20 protein-coding genes are annotated in these 18,543 nt (G+C 53.9%); 10 read left to right on the top strand and 10 right to left on the bottom strand.

Annotation, left to right across the window (positions count from 1 at the left end; all coding sequences use genetic code 11):
* Positions 1 to 21: 21 nt before the first annotated feature.
* Complete coding sequence (locus BM323_RS17575; protein WP_052025988.1) at positions 22 to 1,332, bottom strand: iron-containing alcohol dehydrogenase; 1,311 nt, start codon at positions 1,330 to 1,332, stop codon at positions 22 to 24.
* A 125-nt stretch (positions 1,333 to 1,457) separates the two neighbouring features.
* On the opposite strand from BM323_RS17575, the gene gntT reads away from it, so the two are divergent.
* On the top strand, positions 1,458 to 2,774 hold the full coding sequence (gene gntT / locus BM323_RS17580) for a gluconate transporter (protein ID WP_008103722.1): 1,317 nt from the start codon (positions 1,458 to 1,460) through the stop codon (positions 2,772 to 2,774).
* A gap of 39 nt (positions 2,775 to 2,813) precedes the next feature.
* Here gntT and BM323_RS17585 read toward each other — a convergent pair whose 3' ends face one another.
* A complete protein-coding gene (locus BM323_RS17585; RefSeq protein ID WP_008103721.1) occupies positions 2,814 to 3,896 on the bottom strand; it encodes a malate/lactate/ureidoglycolate dehydrogenase in 1,083 nt (360 codons plus the stop codon).
* A gap of 107 nt (positions 3,897 to 4,003) precedes the next feature.
* The gene (locus BM323_RS17590) at positions 4,004 to 4,249 is read right to left on the bottom strand and encodes a hypothetical protein (RefSeq protein ID WP_008103719.1); all 246 of its coding nucleotides are present in this window, start codon (positions 4,247 to 4,249) and stop codon (positions 4,004 to 4,006) included.
* Positions 4,250 to 5,195: 946 nt separating this feature from the next.
* Here BM323_RS17590 and pagP point away from each other — a divergent pair.
* From pagP to BM323_RS17615, 3 genes are all read left to right on the top strand, one after another.
* Positions 5,196 to 5,768 (top strand): lipid IV(A) palmitoyltransferase PagP, encoded by a 573-nt coding sequence (gene pagP, locus BM323_RS17605; RefSeq protein ID WP_008103714.1) that lies wholly within the window; start codon positions 5,196 to 5,198, stop codon positions 5,766 to 5,768.
* Between the two features lie 150 nt (positions 5,769 to 5,918).
* On the top strand, positions 5,919 to 6,128 hold the full coding sequence (gene cspE, locus BM323_RS17610) for a transcription antiterminator/RNA stability regulator CspE (protein WP_007890714.1): 210 nt from the start codon (positions 5,919 to 5,921) through the stop codon (positions 6,126 to 6,128).
* Between the two features lie 195 nt (positions 6,129 to 6,323).
* On the top strand, positions 6,324 to 6,749 hold the full coding sequence (locus BM323_RS17615) for a GNAT family N-acetyltransferase (protein WP_008103712.1): 426 nt from the start codon (positions 6,324 to 6,326) through the stop codon (positions 6,747 to 6,749).
* Here the strand turns inward: BM323_RS17615 and BM323_RS17620 are convergent.
* Positions 6,733 to 8,088 carry an aminotransferase-like domain-containing protein gene (locus BM323_RS17620; RefSeq protein ID WP_008103710.1) on the bottom strand — a complete coding sequence of 452 codons (1,356 nt, stop codon included), beginning with the start codon at positions 8,086 to 8,088 and terminating at the stop codon, positions 6,733 to 6,735. The two genes, BM323_RS17615 and BM323_RS17620, sit on opposite strands and share 17 nt — an antisense overlap.
* 137 nt (positions 8,089 to 8,225) lie before the next feature.
* Between BM323_RS17620 and BM323_RS17625 the strand changes: the two genes are divergently transcribed.
* The 6 genes from BM323_RS17625 (at position 8,226) to tatE (ending at position 12,914) form a co-directional block, all read left to right on the top strand.
* Positions 8,226 to 9,185, top strand: coding sequence for an ABC transporter substrate-binding protein (locus BM323_RS17625; RefSeq protein WP_008103709.1), 960 nt, complete (start codon positions 8,226 to 8,228; stop codon positions 9,183 to 9,185).
* Positions 9,186 to 9,187: 2 nt separating this feature from the next.
* Positions 9,188 to 9,982, top strand: coding sequence for a deaminated glutathione amidase (locus tag BM323_RS17630; protein ID WP_008103707.1), 795 nt, complete (start codon positions 9,188 to 9,190; stop codon positions 9,980 to 9,982).
* Positions 9,983 to 10,001: 19 nt separating this feature from the next.
* Positions 10,002 to 10,889, top strand: a complete 888-nt coding sequence (locus BM323_RS17635) for an ABC transporter substrate-binding protein (protein ID WP_008103705.1) — start codon at positions 10,002 to 10,004, stop codon at positions 10,887 to 10,889.
* A complete protein-coding gene (locus BM323_RS17640) occupies positions 10,886 to 11,845 on the top strand; it encodes an amino acid ABC transporter permease (protein ID WP_008103703.1) in 960 nt (319 codons plus the stop codon). Before BM323_RS17635 ends, BM323_RS17640 begins: the two co-directional genes overlap by 4 nt.
* Positions 11,842 to 12,612 (top strand): amino acid ABC transporter ATP-binding protein, encoded by a 771-nt coding sequence (locus BM323_RS17645; protein ID WP_008103701.1) that lies wholly within the window; start codon positions 11,842 to 11,844, stop codon positions 12,610 to 12,612. The genes BM323_RS17640 and BM323_RS17645 overlap by 4 nt, the downstream gene beginning before the upstream one ends.
* 98 nt (positions 12,613 to 12,710) lie before the next feature.
* Positions 12,711 to 12,914, top strand: a complete 204-nt coding sequence (gene tatE / locus BM323_RS17650) for a twin-arginine translocase subunit TatE (RefSeq protein ID WP_008103699.1) — start codon at positions 12,711 to 12,713, stop codon at positions 12,912 to 12,914.
* A gap of 85 nt (positions 12,915 to 12,999) precedes the next feature.
* On the opposite strand, the gene BM323_RS24395 is transcribed toward tatE, so the two are convergent.
* The 6 genes from BM323_RS24395 to rlpA form a co-directional block, all read right to left on the bottom strand.
* The gene (locus BM323_RS24395) at positions 13,000 to 13,740 is read right to left on the bottom strand and encodes a hypothetical protein (protein ID WP_008103698.1); all 741 of its coding nucleotides are present in this window, start codon (positions 13,738 to 13,740) and stop codon (positions 13,000 to 13,002) included.
* A 146-nt stretch (positions 13,741 to 13,886) separates the two neighbouring features.
* Positions 13,887 to 14,852, bottom strand: a complete 966-nt coding sequence (lipA, locus tag BM323_RS17660) for a lipoyl synthase (protein WP_008103696.1) — start codon at positions 14,850 to 14,852, stop codon at positions 13,887 to 13,889.
* A gap of 176 nt (positions 14,853 to 15,028) precedes the next feature.
* The gene (gene lipB, locus BM323_RS17665) at positions 15,029 to 15,679 is read right to left on the bottom strand and encodes a lipoyl(octanoyl) transferase LipB (RefSeq protein ID WP_008103694.1); all 651 of its coding nucleotides are present in this window, start codon (positions 15,677 to 15,679) and stop codon (positions 15,029 to 15,031) included.
* A 69-nt stretch (positions 15,680 to 15,748) separates the two neighbouring features.
* Positions 15,749 to 16,012 carry a DUF493 family protein YbeD gene (ybeD, locus tag BM323_RS17670; protein WP_008103691.1) on the bottom strand — a complete coding sequence of 88 codons (264 nt, stop codon included), beginning with the start codon at positions 16,010 to 16,012 and terminating at the stop codon, positions 15,749 to 15,751.
* Between the two features lie 97 nt (positions 16,013 to 16,109).
* Positions 16,110 to 17,321 carry a D-alanyl-D-alanine carboxypeptidase DacA gene (gene dacA / locus BM323_RS17675; RefSeq protein WP_008103689.1) on the bottom strand — a complete coding sequence of 404 codons (1,212 nt, stop codon included), beginning with the start codon at positions 17,319 to 17,321 and terminating at the stop codon, positions 16,110 to 16,112.
* A 117-nt stretch (positions 17,322 to 17,438) separates the two neighbouring features.
* Positions 17,439 to 18,533, bottom strand: a complete 1,095-nt coding sequence (gene rlpA / locus BM323_RS17680) for an endolytic peptidoglycan transglycosylase RlpA (protein WP_008103687.1) — start codon at positions 18,531 to 18,533, stop codon at positions 17,439 to 17,441.
* Between the last annotated feature and the right edge of the window lie 10 nt (positions 18,534 to 18,543).

The raw sequence follows: 18,543 nt of genomic DNA on the forward strand, positions 1-18,543 counted from the left end.
GCGTTGGCTGCCCGTTATCATTTAGACGATGCGCCAGGCGGCGGCGATCATCTCGGTTAACGTGGGTGCGTCGTAGCTGACCCAACCGTTTTTGCTATTGGCGCGCGACACAATCCAGTCCACGTCGGTGGCTGACAGCGTTGGGCCGTCTAACCAGAACGGCACGATCGCCTGCTGCTGGATCCAGGCTTTCAACGCCAACGCGGGCGGCGCGGGATCGTCCGGCAACAGCTGTTGACCGAGCTGCGCCATCAAACGTTGCTGCTCAACATGCTCGGTTTCCGCCAGCACATCGAGGAACGGGAACAGTAAGCGTCCGCACACTTCGCCGTGATGGAACGGTTTGATCGCCCCCAACTCTCCAGCAATACCGTGGATCACGCCCAATCCGGCGCTACTCAGACACACGCCACCCAACCATGACGCCATCATCATCGCTTCTCGCGCGGCATCACCACGTTCGTCATCACGGTTTAAATCCGGCCACGCTTGGAAGAACAGTCGCAGTCCATTGAGCGCGGTTTGTTGGGTAAACAGATTACCTTTGCGCGACAGATAGGCTTCGAATAAATGGGTGAAGGCATCGATGGCGCAGGTTGCCAGCACGCTGTCTGGCGCGCCTTTCAGCAGGTCGGGATCGAGAATCGCGACCTGCGGCACAAAGACCGGATGGCGCAGCGACGCTTTGACCTGAATGTGCTGCTGATCGGTCACTACCGCATTCTGCGTGGCTTCGCTGCCGGTGCCCGCCGTGGTAGGAATGGCGATCAGCGGCAAGGTCACCGCTTGCACAGGCGTATCACCGACTTTCTCCAGATAGCGTGCGGTATTCAGCGGATGTTGCATCATCGCGCTGAAGGCTTTGGCCGCATCCAGCACGCTGCCGCCACCAATCGCCACCACGCGATCAACATGACCGCGCCAGCGCCGCACCCAACCATCAATCTCATCCGGCGAGGCTTCATGGCTGACGACCTCGTAACCGATGATCTGATCGTTGAGCGCGGCGCCCAGGCGCGCCCAGGCTGGACCGTTAAGGAATGAGCGGCCGCAAAACAGCAGCGTCGGCTGGGTATTGGCCGCCAGCAGCGGAATCAGCTGGTCAATGCTGCCGCGACCAAACAGGGTTTGTTGATTACTGTACAACTCGATCAGATTCTCACTCACCTGCATGTCCTTCTTGTTTGGCGTAAAGACCTTAGTGTAACCAAAAGCCATGACACTCCCGCTGCAAACATTCTGATAACCCGCCGGCAAAAAGTTGATCATCTTCGCAAAACAGAAATTCCGCCGCTGCGGCAGGTGCTTTGTACGCAATGTTACCCTTAACATGATACCCGTAACATTGCTCAGCAGGATGTTTTCCTGCGGCGCACGCTGTTGATTCTCATGTCCTCTGGGATAACCAAAATAAACCGCTGCCGGTGATTCACCGCGCGCAAAAGTGGAGAAAAATTATGCCATTACTCTATGTGGCGATTGGCGTAGCGTTACTGCTGCTGCTGATGATTCGTTTCAAACTGAACGGATTTATTGCGCTGATTCTGGTGGCGCTGGCCGTTGGCATGATGCAGGGCATGCCGGTCAACAAAGTTATCGTATCGATTAAAACCGGTGTCGGCGGCACCTTGGGCAGCCTCGCGCTGATCATGGGCTTCGGCGCGATGCTGGGTAAACTGCTAGCGGATTGCGGCGGGGCGCAGCGCATCGCCACCACGTTAATCGCTAAGTTTGGCGAGAAGCATATTCAGTGGGCGCTGGTGCTGACCGGCTTCACCGTCGGCTTTGCGCTGTTCTATGAAGTGGGCTTTGTGCTGATGCTGCCGCTGGTGTTCAGCATCGCCGCTTCCGCACGTGTGCCATTGCTGTACGTGGGTGTACCGATGGCGGCAGCACTTTCCGTTACGCACGGTTTCCTGCCACCGCATCCGGGACCAACCGCGATCGCGACGCTGTTCAACGCCGATATGGGTAAAACGCTGCTGTACGGAACGCTGCTGGGAATTCCAACCGTTATTCTTGCCGGTCCGGTTTATGCGCGCTTCCTGAAAGGCATTGATAAGCCGATCCCGGAAGGCTTGTGGAACCCAAAAACCTTTACTGAAGCTGAGATGCCTGGCTTTGGCGTCAGCGTGTGGACGGCATTGGTGCCGGTGGTGCTGATGGCATTGCGCGCAGTGGCGGAAATGCTGCTGCCGAAAGGTCACGTGTTATTGCCGTATGCCGAGTTCTTTGGCGACCCGATCATGGCAACCTTGATTGCGGTGCTGATCGCCATCTTCACTTTCGGTCTGAACCGTGGCCGCAGCATGGATGAAGTGATGGGCACCATCACCGATTCGATCAAGATCATCGCGATGATGCTGTTAGTGATTGGCGGTGGCGGAGCGTTTAAACAGGTGCTGGTGGACAGCGGTGTCGATAAATACATCGCCAGCATGATGCACGAAACCAATCTGTCGCCCATCTTCATGGCGTGGTCAATTGCGGCTGTGCTGCGTATTGCGCTGGGCTCCGCGACCGTGGCGGCGATTACGGCAGGCGGGATTGTCGCACCGTTGATTGTCACCAGCGGCGCCAGCCCGGAACTGATGGTGATTGCGGTCGGCTCTGGCAGCGTGATTTTCTCTCACGTCAACGATCCGGGCTTCTGGCTGTTTAAGGAGTATTTCAACCTGACCATCGGCGAAACTTTCCGTTCCTGGTCGGCGCTGGAAACCATCATTTCGGTGTGCGGTTTGGTGGGTTGTTTACTGCTTGCCAACGTCATCTAAGCATCAAGGCTGAGGCATCGTGCCTCAGCCGCTTGCGGTTTACTGCGTCAAGGCGCGGAACGCCGCGAGTTCCTCTTGCGGCATACCTGCCTGTAACGCCGCGTCACAGATTTGCTCCCAGCTATTGCTATCCAGTGGAATACCATCGCGTTCGCGGATCACACGGTTCTGCTCTTCCCACTCGCCGGGCACCTGAATCGGTGCATCGCCACTTTGCGGCGACTGTTTCACCCAATCGAGGAATGATTCTGCCTCTTCCTGCATTGCGGGCGCATCAAACGCATCCGGATTAACGATGATGGTGGTCATGCAGTTGAAAATGGCATCGTGACTGGTGACCAGCGTGTCATCATGCGTGGTGCGGCCGCCCGACAGCGCGCCGCCGAGGATTTCGCACATGGTCGCCAGCGCATAGCCTTTGTGCAGACCAAACGGCATCAGCGAACCATACGGCGCCTGATGCATCACGCCCGGTTCGATGGTCGGCTGGCCTTGATGATCAATCAGATAACCTGGCGCGACCTGCTGCTCTTTGTTCCACGCCACCCGCGTTTTACCAAAGGCGATGCCGCTGGTGGCGAAATCGAGCAGCAGCGGTTTGGCATTGCGACGCGGGAAAATGGCGCAGAACGGATTGGTGCCAAAACGACGATCGCTACCGTTGAAAGGCGCCACCATGGGATCGCCCATCACATTAACGAAGTGAAACGAGACAAAACCGGCGGCTGCGCACTGTTCCGCCCAATGGCCGATGCGACCAATGTGGTGCGAATGGTGTAAACCAACCGCTGCAATGCCGAGTTTAGCCGCGCGCTCAATGCCAAGCTGCATCGCCTCAAACGCCGCGACCTGACCAAAACCGTTATGGCCATGTAGCGTCAACACCGCACCGGCGTCTTTTGCCACGCTGGCATGTTGATTGAGTTGCAGAAAACCTTGCGCCAGCGATTTCATGTAGCTCGGAATCATGCCAACGCCGTGTGAATCGTGACCCGCCAGGTTCGCAGCCACCAAATGGTCAGCGACCAGGCGCGCCTCTTCGGCGCTGCTGCCAGCATGTAACCAAATGGCTTGAACAAACTGATGAAGGCGGGGAGGGGGAATAAGATGCAGAGTACTCACGCGGTTAATCTCCTTATCATGAACGATATTGCATCCTGCGACGAAACCAGTAATAACCGCAAGTCAGCGATAAAGAAGTAAAGGGCCACAACGTGTGGCCCAAAAACTCAGTGCGGCTGTTCAAAACCCGCTTTGACCATTTGATCACGTAACGCGCGGGTAATTTCTCGATTCCCGCCGGTGACCGGATAAATGACATTGTTGACGACATCGTCAAGATAATGCTCTTCAAACTCCTGCATGGTGAGTTGCGTGCCACCTTCATCATTTATCGCAATACTGCCGCTGATGTGGTTGCCGTAATCCTTTGCCTTAAGGCTGTAACGCCCCATGCTGGTATTAATCGTGCTCATAAGAATCTCCTTGTTACGTAGGCATTGATAACAATTGAGGCCTCTTCAGGCGAAGTAAGTTTAGCCTGTAGACGGGCGCTGAGTGCGGTAATAAGGGGAAGGAAAAGCGAATGCTGCGACCCGTCTCGCAGAAAATAATCTGCGTCAGACGAAATGAGAACTTAGGGCTGTGACCACGCTCGCAGCGCCCAGCGAAGGCAGAATGATCATCTATACTGGTTAACAGACACGTTATTTTTCATACTTGAAGGAGCGAACAATGAAAATAATTCTGTGGGTCATCGCCATCATCTTCATCGTTGGATTACTGACAATTACAGGCGTCTTTAAACTGATTTTCTGACAACGACAGGCACCTGCGGGTGCCTGAATTTTTATTCAGCATAGGATTTTTCGCTGTCTTTACAGGATAAGACAGGCAGAATGAGATCGTGCAGATTTAGCGGTTTCTGACATCGTGCGCAGCAGGCGCCATGATGATTTGTCGAATCGACCTTTTCGCAGTCCGATAAGGTGTAAAAAAATTTAGCGCAACCGCAGCGGCTACAACGAATGGTCATGTCAGTTTTTTCCCCATCTCCGTCCTGGAGTATCGAGATTTATCTTATTCGTCTGATGAGTTCAATTGATAAATTTTATTAACTTATTCCGTATGTGAATTGTTTGCGCTAAGTCTCTGAAAGCTATCTTGTTGCTTGCCGTTATCATTACAGCAGGTTTGCACTTTATGTACATTCCGCGGTAATGCCTATCCGTTTATCTGACGTTTCAATTTCGCGTCCTGCTTGAGGTAAAATTCGCCAACATCCAAGAATTTGCCTGGAGAGATTAAGTTCATTTTTTACTATCATCCTGGCAATTACGTTAGAAACTCGTCGTAAAGGAACCTGAAAAATCCGCCTCCGGGTAATAAATTTTTCAGCATGACTTAACAGGAAATTATGTTGTGAATCGGCACTTTTCTGCAGCTTTGTTAGGCTGCATTTTGACCTTATCGGTCTCATTTTCAGCATCAGCGGTTACAACTTCACAAGCCATCAAATCTGGCTGGAACACTTTTAGCGACAACGTGTCGCAAACCTGGTCGCAGCCGCAGAGTTACGATTTTTATCTGCCGGCGATTACCTGGCATAACCGTTGGACTTACGACGATGAACATATCGATAAGTACAACGAACGCCCGTGGGGCGCGGGTGCGGGTGTTTCACGCTGGGATGAAAAAGGCAACTGGCACGGCCTGTACCTGATGGCGTTTAAAGACTCGTTTAACAAATGGGAGCCAATTGGTGGTTACGGTTGGGAAGCGACATGGCGACCGCTTAGCGATCAAAACTTCCATTTGGGTGCGGGATATACGGCGGGCGTAACGGCGAGGGATAACTGGAAATACATTCCGGTTCCACTGATATTACCTTTAGCATCAATCGGATATGGTCCAGCCACTTTCCAAATGACTTATATTCCCGGCACTTACAATAACGGCAATGTCTATTTTGCCTGGCTGAGATTTGAGTTTTAAGCGTTAGTAGCGTGCAGAAAGTGTGATCGGCATGCAAAAAATCAATATTTATCACTTTTTCATCAAATCGCACTGGACAAATGTCACCGCAATTGCTGTACTAGACGTCGACACAGTTTAGTGTCCTTTTTTCATGTAAAGGTAATATAGATGTCTAAGATCAAAGGTAACGTAAAGTGGTTTAATGAGTCGAAAGGCTTCGGTTTCATTACTCCAGAAGATGGCAGCAAAGATGTATTCGTACACTTCTCTGCAATCAACAGCAACGGTTTCAAAACTCTGGCTGAAGGTCAGCGCGTTGAGTTCGAAATCACTGACGGTGCTAAAGGCCCATCAGCTGCTAACGTTATCGCACTGTAATTTAACAGTTCGAATTCTGAAAACCCGCCTCCTGGCGGGTTTTTTTTATGCTTAAATCAGCTCGCTGCTTTGTCTGCAGATAGATTCTGCGGCACATCTCACAGATAACTTCCGTAACACAGCCACACCAATGCTTACTTGCAGATTTTTATCCGGCAACGCTATATAACTGCTCAGGGAAAATGAGGAGGCAGGATGAACATACGTCAGGCACAGGCAAAAGACAGTTTTGCATTGAGCGCGTTATTAACCGAATTAGGTTATAGCGCGACGGAAGGATTTATTGATACGCGTTTGGCGCAGCTTATTGGTCATCCCGATGAAACGTTGTTGGTCGCTGAACACGGCAATCAGGTGCTGGGCTTTCTGTCATTGCACTTTATTCCACAGCTGGCATTGGCCGGTGATTTTGCCCGCATCAGCTATTTCTGTATTGCCGAAGGCGAACGCAGCAAGGGAAGTGGACAGCAGCTTTTGAATCACGCCGAACAGCTGGCGCGTTCACGTGGTTGCGATCGCATGGAAGTGCATTGCCACTCATCGCGCCTCAAAGCCAACCAGTTCTATGCGCGCGAAGGCTATGTGGAATCACCGCGCTATCACATTAAAGATCTGGGTTAAGATTTAACTCGCGTCCGCTGGCAATTACAATGGCATCGGCGATGCTGTCGAGTTGTGCAAAAGGCAGCAGCGCCGCGCTGACGCGAATAAATTGCCGGCTGTTAATGCTGCAGCGTTCACCGGGCAGCACGGCGATACCCCGCGCAGCCAGCGTGATCATCGCGTACTGCTCCGATTCCACTGGAATCCACACGCTTAATCCATCGCGTTCCTCCAGCACTAAACCGCGTTTCGCTAGCGCTGCCAGCAACTGCTGGCGACGCTGCGCGTAAGTGGCTTTGGCCTGCTGAATACGCTGCTGAGTCTGCTCGTCGTTGAGCATCCACGCCACGGCATCCTGCAAAATACGGCTGGTCCAGCTGACGCCAAAATTGCGCCACGCTTGCAGGCGTTTCACCATTTCCGCAGTGCCTGATAACACCGCCAGACGCAAATCTGGTCCATAAGCTTTGGAAAACGAGTGCACATGCAGCACGCGTTCAGGATAGTGGAAGCCGAGGCTAAACACAGGCCAGCGCGAAAGATCGCCAATGCCGTCATCTTCCACAATAATGGTGCTACTGTTCGCCAGCACGCGTGCGAGCTCTGCACTGCGTCGCTGACTCACGCTGTGTCCGGTAGCTGAATGGGTACGCGGTTGATAGATAAACATCGCCGGCGATTTCTGCATTAGCGCGCTCAGCGCCGAGGGAATTGGCCCTTGTTCATCACATGGCAATGGTAAAATTTCAGCGCCAATGTTGTCTAAAATATCCAGTAATCGCGTGGCAGTAGGATCTTCAATTACCACACGATCGCCCGGTGACAGCAAGGTTTGCACGATCAGGTTCATGGCATCAAAACCGCCGTCGGTCGCCAGCCAGGCTTCAGCGGGATAGGGCCAGCGCGGCGTCACGGCATCCTGCAATTGCGGTGAAATCGCCTCGCGCTGATAGCTATTCAGTTGCGGTGAGGCAATGCCAGCCAGCATCGCCTGACGCAGATCCGGTAACAACGTTGGATCAGGTGAGGCCATCGCCAGCGACGCCTGAACATTCTCACCGTAATTACCAATCTTCTCGAAACGAATCGGACGCGGCATTACGCTGTTGCCGCTCACCCACACGCCGCTGCGACCTTTCCCCGCCAGCACTTTCTGCTTCTTCAGTTGCGCCCAGGCAGCGGAAACCGTTGCCGGACTCACTCCCAGTCGCTCAGCCAACTCGCGTACCGCTGGCATTTGCATGCCTACCGCAATCTGCCCATCGCGAATCAGTGTTGATGCCGCATGCGTGATGCCTTTGACGGAGGCATCCGTGATCTGCTGGCTAAGCCACTCCAAATCCACACTTTGCGTCATAAGAAAATCCTTTGTTCAGTAACAAATAATAGATTGTTCAGATTAGTATTCGCGTTTTAGACTCAAATTCAAGCACTATTTGCTGCATAAATAATCACAGCCGCAGGGCTGGCAGAACAGACGGGGAAGGCATAACTATGGTAACCATCAGACTGGCGGTACGTGACTGGGATTACTTCACACCGCTGGCACTCGGCGATATCAAACCGGAAGGTTTCACGCTGGAGATCGATCGCGTTGGCACGTTGGTGGATAACCTCGCCACCAGCGAGAAATACGACGCCGGTGAAGTGTCATTTAGCCGCTTTGCTCAGGCACGAGCCAAAGGTGACACTTCGCTACTGGGCCTGCCACACTTCCTGATGCGCGGTTTCCGCCAGCGCTGCATCATCACGCGCAGCGACAGCCCGATTACCACGCCAGCGCAGCTGAAAGGCAAAAAGATCGGCGTAACCGGCTGGCAGGATTCAGGCAACACCTGGACGCGCACCGTGCTGCGAGAAGCGGGCGTGGAGATTGATGATGCGTACTGGTTTGCCGGTCGTTTGACCGAAGATCATCCTATTGTTGATCGTCTGGCCGGTTTTGGTCGTCCGGGCCGAATTGAACCGGCGCCAGGCGAGCGCCCTCTGATTGAACTGCTGAAGGCGGGCGAGCTGGATGCAGTCTTTACCCCCTTTATGCCGGAAGGTTTCTTCCTCGCCGATTCGGGGCTGCGCCAGCTGCAGGTGGATTTTGCCGCAGCCGAGCGCGACTACTTTAATCGCGTCGGCTATGTGCCGGGCATTCATTTACTGGCGCTGAAGCCTGCCTTAGCCGAGGCGCATCCGTGGCTGCCTCAGGCGCTGAGCGACATCATCGATCGTTCGTACCAGATGTGGATGAAGAAGCGCGAGAAATACGCCGACACCACACCGTGGCTGCTGGACGATTTGCGGCGCACCGCGCAGGAATTACCCGCCAACTGGAATCAGAACGGATTTTCGGTTAACAAAAAGATGATTGCCGATTTTGCGAATGAGCTGTTCCAGCAAGGCCTAACCCAAACATTGCTGACGCCGGAAGCGATTTTCCCGGCTGCGGCGCGAGGAGAATAATGATGAAAGTAGCAATGGGGCAATTTGCCGTCAGCCGCGAATGGCAGGAAAACACCGATATCTGCATCGGACTGATGAACCAGGCGCTGGCGGGCGGCGCGGATCTGCTGGTGCTGCCGGAAGGCGTGCTGGCGCGTGATATCGCCGATCCGGATCTGGTGCTGAAGGCGGCGCAGCCGCTGGATGGTCCTTTCGTCACGCAGTTACTGGCGGTTAGCAAAGGCAACAACCTGACCACCATGATGAGCGTACACGTGCCGACCGAAGGGCAGAAGGCGCTCAACGTGCTGATCGCCATTCGCAACGGCGAAATCATCGCTGAGTACGTGAAATTGCACCTGTACGATGCCTTCGCCATGCAGGAGTCGCAGCGCGTCAATCCAGGACGCGAGATTCCGCCGCTGGTTGACGTAGCAGGCATGAAAGTCGGGTTGATGACCTGCTACGACGTGCGCTTCCCGGAGCTGGCGCGTCGCTTAGTGCTTGACGGCGCCGATGTGCTGGTGCTGCCAGCGGCGTGGGTAAAAGGTCCGCTGAAAGAGATGCACTGGGAATTGCTGACCACCGCGCGTGCGCTGGAAAACACTTGCTACATGGTGGCGGTGGGCGAATGCGGTCCACGCAACATTGGCAACAGTCTGGTGATCGATCCGCTGGGCGTGGCGATTGCCAAAGCGCCGGAGTCGGCCGCGCTGGTGTTTGCCGATCTCGATCCGCAGCGCATCGCCTATGCACGCAGTGTACTGCCGGTGCTGGAGAATCGCTGTTTTGCTCGTCCCGAACTTAAACCACTTTGATCGCAGGGGAATCTGACTGATGAAAATTCTTACTACCGCCATAGCGCTTTCATTGGGCCTGACGGCCTGCTTGGCTCAGGCGGCCGACGCTATTCCTGCGCAAAAAGTGGATCAGGCACTGCACGATCGTTTGCCAGCAGAGATTAAAAGCAGCGGCAAAATGATCTCGGTGAACAACGGTTCCTTTCCTCCGTACGAGATCGTTAATGGTCCGCACTCAATGGATGGTGCCTCCGCCGATCTCACCGAAGCGCTGGCACAATTGCTGGGCGTGAAGATTGAACATGCCACCGTCAGCGGTTTATCAGGTGTGCTTACCGGCATTAATTCTGGCCGCTACCAGATGGCGATTGGGCCGATTGGGGATTATCCGGATCGTCAACAGAAGGTCGATTTTATCGACTTCGTGCAAGAGTTCGTGGTGTTTGGCGTACAGAAAGGCAATCCATCCAAGATTAACGGTCTGGAAGATACCTGCGGTAAACGCATTGCGGTGATGGCGGCGGGTTCAGCGGAACAGGTGATTCGCAAGCAGTCCGATGCCTGTGTCGCGGCGGGTAAACCGGCGGTGGTGGTGCAATCCTTCACCGATCAGCCGTCGTCGATTTTAGCCGTACGCTCAAAACGTTCCGATGCCTTCTTCTCGTCGCAGGCGCCGCTGACTTACTTCATCGAACAGGCTAATGGTCAGCTGGAGCTGGCGGGCAAAGGCAAGAAAAACGGCTTTGGCGACATTTTCCAGGGCACCGTGGTACCGAAAGGATCGGAGCTGGGCAACGTAGTGCTGGATGCTTACAAAGAGCTGTTCAGTAACGGCACCTACGCGGCCATCATGAAGAAGTGGAAGTTAGACGGTAACGTGTTGCAGCAACCGGGACGTAACCTGGCGCAAGGGGCAGCAAAATGAGTCCGGTCACCAACAATTCGCGAGCCAGGGATAAGGCCGACGTGCAGCAGCGCGATGTGGCTTTTGCCCGCAGTGCGCCCACGTATGGGCGCTGGATCTCATGGATTTTGGTGCTGGTTATTGCCGCGAACTTCCTCTGGCTGGTGGCGACCAACCCCAATTTTGAGTGGAACGTGGTGCTGCAATGGTTCACCGAAGGTTCGGTGATGAAAGGCCTGCAGGTTACGCTCGGCTTGACGGTGGTGTCGATGATTCTCGGCACGCTGCTGGGGCTGTTGCTGGGCGTGTGGCGTCTTTCGGAAAACAAATTGTTGAGCGGCTTGTCGTCGCTCTACATCTGGTTTTTCCGTGGTACGCCGCTGCTGGTGCAGCTGATCTTTTGGTACAACCTCTCGACACTGTTTCCCACGATCTCGATCACTATCCCGTGGATGGATATCACCTTTGCCAGCTGGAATACCAACGATCTGATTACACCATTGACCGCGGCGATTGCCGGGCTGGCGCTCAATGAAGCAGCCTATATGGCCGAGATCATTCGCGCCGGCTTGCTGTCAGTGGATAACGGTCAGGTTGAAACCACGCAGGCATTTGGCATGAGCCGCAGCCGTGCGCTGCGACGAGTGATCATTCCGCAGGCGATGCGCTCGATCATTCCGCCAACCGGCAACCAGTTGATCAGCATGATCAAAGCGACGTCGCTGGTGAGTGTGATCGCCATGGGCGATCTGTTGTACTCGGTGCAGGCCGTATATAACCGCACCTTTGAAATTATCCCGATGCTGATGGTCGCGGTGATCTGGTATCTGTTTATCACCTCGATTCTCAACGTGGGTCAGTCCGCTATCGAGCGTTACTACGCACGCGGCACCACCCGCACGGTGGTGAACAAACGTCGTGTTGCCGCTAACGAAGCCGCGCCAGCCGTCGCGCATCGTCTGAAGGAGGATGTATGAGTGAAGTTCAGCCGCTGGTGCGAGCGCGGAATGTGCAGAAGAGTTATGGCGATAACGAAGTGCTAAAAGGCATCGATCTCGATGTGTTTCCGGGTGAAGTGGTAGTGATTCTCGGACCATCGGGCTCGGGTAAATCTACCTTTTTGCGCTGCATTAATCATCTGGAAGACATGAATGCCGGTTCGATTATGGTGGGAGACGACCAGATAGGTTATGAGCTGAAGCGCGGTATTTTGCATCGCCTGTCGGCGCGTAAAATTGCTCATCAGCGTCAGAAAATCGGCATGGTGTTTCAGCAGTTCAATCTCTATCCGCATATGACGGTGCTACAAAACATCATTGAAGCGCCGATTGGTGTGCACAAATTTGCGCGGCAGGACGCGCTCAAGCATGCCTGTGAACTGTTGGCGACCGTGGGATTGAGTGATAAAGCTGATGCCTGGCCGCGTCATCTGTCAGGTGGTCAGCAGCAGCGTGTGGCGATTGCGCGTGCGCTGGCGATTAAACCGGCGCTGATGCTGTTCGATGAACCGACTTCGGCACTCGATCCGGAGTTAGTCGGCGAAGTGCTGGCCACCATGCGCACCTTAGCCGACCAAGGGCTGACCATGATTGTGGTGACCCATGAAATTGGTTTCGCGCGTGAGGCGGCCGATCGCGTGGTGTTTATGGATGGTGGCGTGGTGGTGGAGCAAGGCAGTCCCGAGCAGGTGATTGGTAATCCGCAGCATCCGCGCACGCAGGCGTTTCTCAGCCGCTTTATTTAGGCGGGCGGTCTCACTCTGTTACAGATTGCAGTTGAGGCCGTTTATAAACTGCGCGTTAATAGTCAGGTCCGTTTTTCACATTGGTTGAAAGGTAAATTATGGAAGGTATCAGTATTGCCAAACTGCTGATCATCGGTGCGCTCATCGTACTGCTTTTTGGCACCAACAAGTTACGTTCACTGGGTGGCGATCTGGGTTCCGCAATCAAAGGCTTCAAGAAAGCCATGAAAGATGATGAATCCGGCGCATCCAAAAGCAGCGCTGAAGAAGCGCCTGCTGAACGTGTCAGCCACAAAGAGTAATCTCTGCGCCGAACGTCAATAAGTGTAAATATTTATTACGTTGATAAAAAACCAGACTGTCGCCAGTCTGGTTTTTGTTTTGGAATTAATGCCAGACGATATTAACGTCCTCGATCGTCTCCCTTTCTTCAATCGCAGCATACTGCCATGATTCAGGTGCGGATAATTCGTTTTGAATTGATCCACCCTCAAGCACCTCTTCGATAGATAACATGGGTAACATTGCCATCGGCTCTGCATCCTCTTGCATCACCAAATCCATCAGCTCCATATCGACCATTTCCATTGCGTTTTGTGCGAGGGGAAGCAAAACCGCAGCAATTTCGGTGGTTATGATATTGAGTTCCGCTAAATCAGCTATTTCAATCTCAGATGTTTGCAGACTGACGTGAGACAATTCAAAGGAAGAAAGGGGGGGAATGTTTGCGCCGTCAAGCAGATCGAAGTTCCAGTGGATTTCAGGCTCTGAATGAAATATCGGATATTCAATTTGTAAACCCGCAACATAAGACACCTCTTCTGATTTCTCCGGCGTTGTCTGAGAAATTAAGGGGACAGCAGCATGAGAAGCGTCAAGGCGAACCGGTAACTGTAGATGGATTTCATCATAGCGATGTTCAATGCTAATGGCGGTTGCTAAAAACGCATGTGCACATGAAGCATGGGGTGAAACATACGGATTGGTGTTGTCGATCGGAGTGGTACGCGCTTTCAGCGCATCCAGACTCTCTTCAGATGCACTGTATTGCCGCGAACCCGAGGATTGACCTGACACATCGGGTACTCGGGAAGCATCGAGCACATCTATATGAAAGGATGTTTGCATTATCTGACCTTCAAAAAAATACACTGAGAAAAAGAAATAGGCTCTTATGCCCTCAGCGGTTAAAGCGACAGATTTAAGACAAGGATTAAGACTTTTAAGGAGATTTTTGCGATTGCGCCCTATTAAGAACGCAATCGCGAGGAATATTACTTAACTTCCAGACCTTTGGCCTGCATATCAGCATGATAAGACGAGCGCACAAACGGGCCGCAGGCGGCATGGGTGAAGCCCATCGCCATCGCTTCCTCTTTCATCTCATCAAACTCGGCTGGGCTAACGTAGCGCTGTACCGGCAAGTGGTGACGGCTTGGCTGCAGATATTGCCCCAGCGTCAGCATGGTGACGCCGTGGCGACGCAGATCGCGCATCACTTCTACGATTTCGGCATTGGTTTCGCCCAGGCCTACCATCAAACCCGATTTTGTCGGGATATCCGGATGCGCTTCTTTGAAACGCTCCAGCAGCTTCAGTGACCAATCGTAGTTGGCGCCCGGACGAACCTGACGGTAAACGCGCGGCACGTTTTCCAGATTGTGGTTAAACACATCCGGTGGCGTTGCGGTGAGAATTTCCAGGGCGCGATCCATACGACCACGGAAGTCCGGCACCAGCGTTTCAATTTTGATGGTAGGGCTTTTTTCGCGAATCGCGCTGATGCAGTCAGCAAAGTGCTGAGCACCGCCGTCGCGCAGGTCATCGCGGTCCACCGAAGTAATCACCACATAACGCAACGCCATATCGGCGATGGTTTGTGCCAGTTTCAGCGGTTCGTTAGCGTCAGGCATATTCGGACGACCATGCGCCACGTCGCAGAATGGGCAGCGGCGGGTACAGATCGCGCCGAGGATCATAAAGGTCGCGGTGCCGTGGTTAAAACACTCGGCAAGGTTAGGGCAGGAGGCTTCTTCACACACCGAGTGCAGACCGTTTTTACGCATCGCGGCTTTGATGCCCTGAATGCGGCTGGAGTCTGCAGGCAGTTTGATCTTCATCCATTCCGGCTTACGCAGAATTTCTTCACGCTCAACCATCACGGTTTTCACCGGGATCAGCGCCATTTTGTCGGCATCGCGATACTTGACGCCACGTTCCATCTGAATTGGTTTACTCATAAATCTGCAGGTTCCGGTCGGGATTGCGATTTGAAAGCTTCCTCACTCAAACTGAGAACCAGGCTTTCAACTTTTTTTGAAAATATGGCAAAAATTATATCATCTCGTCTGTTCATAAGCAGCCGATTAGCCAGTGCAAAAGTTACAATTTTGTAAATGCGCACGTACAGTCAAGGTCAGACTGCAGCATCACTTTGCCATTCCAGTTGGGTAAATCCGCTTAAACGGGCGAAATGCTGCACCAGACGCGGCTGTACATCGGCGGGCGTGACGCCCGGCTGCAGCTGGCTGAGCTGCGTCATCTGCATCCCGGCATATCCGCAGGGATTGATGCGCAGAAAGGGCGCGAGATCCATCGCCACATTCAGCGCCAGGCCGTGAAACGAGCAGCCTTTACGGATGCGCAGCCCCAGCGAGCAAATCTTGTCATCGCCCACGTACACGCCTGGCGCATCCGGTCGCGCACGCGCGCTGATGTCATAGTCGGCCAGCGTGGCGATCACCGTTTCTTCCAGTGCCGTCACCAACTCGCGTACGCCCATCTTGCGACGTTTCACGTCGATCAGCACATACATCACCTGTTGGCCGGGGCCGTGATAGGTAACCTGGCCGCCGCGATCGCTTTGTACCACCGGAATATCGCCCGGCATCAGCAGATGTTCGGCTTTACCTGCCTGACCTTGGGTAAACACTGGATGATGTTCCACCAGCCAGATTTCATCGGCGGTGTTGCTGTCGCGTTGATCGGTAAAGTGATGCATCGCATCGGAGATGGGTTGCCAATCGCGCTGGCCGAGTTGACGAACAAGAAGCGTATTAGCTGACAAAGCAGAGATCCGGTAAAGAGTGGAAGGCAGAGTATAACGCTGGCAAAGCGAACTTTGCCAGCGCCAGAATTACAACACCATACGCACGATTTCGATGTTGCCCAGCTCTTCGTACAGGGTTTCAACCTGCTCAATGTGGGTGGCGATAATGGTAATGGAAACCGAGTGATAATTGCCTTTGCTGCTTGGCTTAACGTCCGGTTTGTAATCGCCTGGCGCGTGGCGCTGCACCACTTCAACCACTTGATCAACCAGCTCCGGTTGCGCCAAACCCATCACTTTGTAGGTGAAAGGCGTAGGGAATTCGAGCAGTTCATTCAATTTGGTTTTCATACATTGACTCCGGTGCTTAAAAAAACAGGCTCCCGCCGAGGCGGGAGCAAAGATAGTAGCTTATTTGGGGGCAAATTGGCGTTTTTTCAAGCGCGCCTTAGCCAAACCAGTGGTGGAACATCAGTTTGATGTAATCGATGATGCGGCCGAAGAAACCGCCTTCTTTCACTTCGTTCAGCACCACCAGCGGACGCTGTTCAACGGTTTTACCATCCAGCTGGAAGTTGATGCTGCCAACCACCTGATTTTTCTGCAGCGGTGCGTGCAGTTCAGTGTTGTTCAGCACGTAGCTGGCTTTCAGGTCTTTCATGCGGCCACGCGGGATGGTCAGATAGGCATCTTTTTCCACGCCCAGCTGAACACGATCGCTGTCACCGAACCACACGGGCTCAGACGCAAACTCTTTGCCTGCTTTCAGCGGTGCCACGGTTTCGAAGAAGCGGAAGCCCCACGTCAGCAATTTCTTGCTCTCGGTTTCACGGCCTTTATAAGTACGGCCGCCCATCACTGCGGAGATCAAACGCATCTGGCCTTCAGTTGCAGAGGCAACCAGGTTGTAGCCCGCTGCGTCCGTATGACCGGTTTTGATGCCATCCACGTTCAGGCTGGTATCCCACAGCAAACCATTACGGTTAGTCTGCTTTATGTTGTTAAAGGTGAAATCTTTTTCACGGTAAACCGCGTACTCATCTGGCACGTCACGGATCAGCGCCTGGCCGATCAACGCCATATCGCGCGGCGAGCTGTATTGGCCTTCGGCATCCAAACCGTGCACGGTCTGGAAGTGGGTGTTTTTCAGGCCCAGTGCGCCAACGTAGTTGTTCATCAGGTTAACGAACGCGTCCTGGCTGCCGGCAACATAATCCGCCATCGCCACACAAGCGTCGTTACCTGATTGCAGCACGATGCCGCGCGTCAGCTGAGAAACCGGTACACGATCGCCTGGTTTCAGGAACATCAGGGATGAACCTTTGAATACCGGATTACCGGTTGCCCAGGCATCTTTGCCCACGGTCACGATGTCATCGTTATGGATTTTGCCCGCTTTGACCGCCTGACCAATCACGTAGCTGGTCATCATTTTGGTCAAACTTGCTGGATCGCGGCGTGCATCCGCGTTCTTTTCGGCCAGCACTTTGCCGGAGTTATAGTCGATCAGCACATAAGCTTCAGCATCAATGTCCGGTACGCCCGGAATCATAGTCTTAAGGTTAACATCGTCCGCAAAAGCGGCATGGCTGAGAGAAAGGGCGACCAGTGATCCCACTGTCAGGCGTTTCAGAAAACGAGAAGGTTTCAGCGTATTCATGTTCAGGACTACAACATCCGTGGGTTTAGAGTGAAAAAAGTGCCTAACTATAGCAAACGCCCGATCGGGCGACATCTTGCTTTGCAAATCAGTTTCAGCAGGAAATGCCACTGTCCGTTACATCGATGGACGGGCAGTGGTAATAAATGAGCTCATTTGCGCTTCAGTGTTCAGACGCTGCTGCAAGGCGGCGGCTTCGGCACGGCTTTGATAGCCACCTAACTGAATGCGATAGACGTTGCCATTGGCTTCAACGGCGCCCGGTACGCCAAAACGTTTACCCAGGCTTTCCGCCAGCTGACGTGCACGCACTGGATCGTTAATCGCGCCAACCTGCACCACATAACCGCTGCCGGCATGGGCATTCTGGCTGCTGGCAGGCGCTGCTGCTGCGGATGGCGCGGAAGAGGTTGGTGCTGCTGGCGCGGCAACCGGCTCGCTGCCTTCCAGCACACCCGTGGCTAACGGCTGCGGTGCGCCGAGAAAGCCGCTGCTCTGAACTGGCGCACCCAAGCTGTCACTGCTTTGCAAGGTGCTGTTATCTACCGCGCGCACATCTTGCGGTGCAGGCGCTGGCGCAGCATTGGCGCTGCCGCCCATCATCACCATGCCGCCGCCGAGATCCGGACGTGCGGGCAGGGCGTAGCTCTGTTTGGCGACGGTGGTACCGATGGTGCCGGGACCAGAAACTGAGCCATCCGGCGCCACTTTGATGTAATCAACGCGCACGCGAGTATTGTTAGAGATATTCAGGCGATCGCCTGCCGCACGCGACAGGTCGATAATGCGGCCTGGCGTATAAGGACCGCGATCGTTAACGCGCACCACAATCTGGCGACCGTTGGCGAGGTTAGTGACGCGCACATAGCTCGGCAGCGGTAGCGTAGGATGCGCGGCGGTCATGGCTTCCGGATCGTAAGATTCACCGATAGCAGTGCGATTCCCCTGCGCTTCGTCACCGTACCAGGTGGCTAAACCCACTTCGCTGTAGTTCGAGGGATCTTTGATCACGCGGTAGTTTTTACCGTTGACGCTGTAATCCTGGCTGGTGGAAGGATTGATCGGTTCATAGCGTGGTTCCACGCCAGGAATTTCCACTACCGGGCCGTTATAGGCCGGTTGCGGTGGCGCAGTATTATTCTGCGGTTCCGGTGTGGAACAGGCAGCCAGTACCAATGATGCCAGTGCAACCCCAAGCCAGTCCTTACGCATGTGCAGCCTC

Source organism: Pantoea sp. YR525 (genome assembly GCF_900116775.1).
GTDB classification, from domain to species: domain Bacteria; phylum Pseudomonadota; class Gammaproteobacteria; order Enterobacterales; family Enterobacteriaceae; genus Pantoea; species Pantoea symbiotica.